Raw genomic sequence first — 1,111 nt, forward strand, 5'->3', positions numbered from 1 at the left:
AGCTGGCTTGCCAGCGAAGGCGCCCGCTAGGTCAACGCACGGTTCAATGGCCTCTTCGCGGGCAAGCCGGCTCCTACAACCTCCACCTGCCCTGCAGGAGCTGGCTTGCCAGCGAAGGCGCACGCAAGGTCAACGCCCGGTTCAATGGCGGGGTATCAGGGCGCCGGGATGCTGGATGACCTGGCTCGCCAGGCGGTGCCCGGCCTCTGCCGCTTGCACCGGGCTGCCGCCCAGCAGGCGCCGGGCCAGATAGGCTGCGCTGAACGAATCCCCGGCCGCCGTGGTGTCCACTACCTGCTCCACCCGCTGGGCCGGCACCTCGAAAGCACCACCCGCCACGCGAATCAGGCAGGGCTCGGCGCCCCGCTTGAGCACCACTTCCGGAGTGCCCTGATACGCCGCGAACACCGCTTCGGCATCCGCATAGGCAAACAGCGCTTGCTCATCCTCCAGGGTCAGCAATGCCAGATCCACCTGGGGCAATACTTCGCGGTACGCCGCCCGGGCCTGTTCGACCGACGCCCACAGGCGCGGCCGGTAGTTGTTGTCGAAGACTATCAGCGCCTGGCGCTGGCGCGCCTCGGCCAGGGTCTGCAACAACTTCCCGCGCCCCACCTCCCCCAGCACCGCCAGGGTGATGCCGCTGAAATACAGCACATCGTAATGCTTCAGCGCTTCGAGGATCGGCCCGGCCGCCACCGTGGTAAAGCAGTCGCGCACTGCCGCCTCGTTGCGCCAGTAGAGAAAGCGCCGCTCGCCCCGGGCATCAGTCTGGATGCAATACAGCCCAGGCAGGCGCCCCGGCAAGCGCTGCACCCGCTGCAGGCCGATGCCCTCCGCCGCCCACCCCTGGCACATGGCATCACTGAAGCTGTCATCGCCCAGGGCGGTGACGTAATCCACCCGCCCGGCCTCGCCCAATTCCCGCGCGAGGTACACCGCGGCGTTCAGGGTGTCGCCGCCAAAGCTCTGTTGCAGGCTGCCGTCATGATGCTGCTGCAGCTCGATCATGCATTCGCCGATGGCCGCGATGCGTTTCTTCCTGTCCATGTTCCTGACCTCCCCTCAAAGCACATTCCACCGGGTAGGAGCTGGCTTGCCAGCGAAGGCG

1 protein-coding gene is annotated in these 1,111 nt (G+C 67.1%); it reads right to left on the reverse strand.

Annotated features, from left to right (window positions below; genetic code table 11):
* Positions 1-141: 141 nt before the first annotated feature.
* Positions 142-1,050 carry a sugar kinase gene (locus F6S12_RS32045; protein ID WP_169893551.1) on the reverse strand — a complete coding sequence of 303 codons (909 nt, stop codon included), beginning with the start codon at positions 1,048-1,050 and terminating at the stop codon, positions 142-144.
* Between the last annotated feature and the right edge of the window lie 61 nt (positions 1,051-1,111).

The organism is Pseudomonas sp. JV245A, assembly GCF_032424515.1.
Classification (GTDB): Bacteria; Pseudomonadota; Gammaproteobacteria; order Pseudomonadales; family Pseudomonadaceae; genus Aquipseudomonas; species Aquipseudomonas protegens.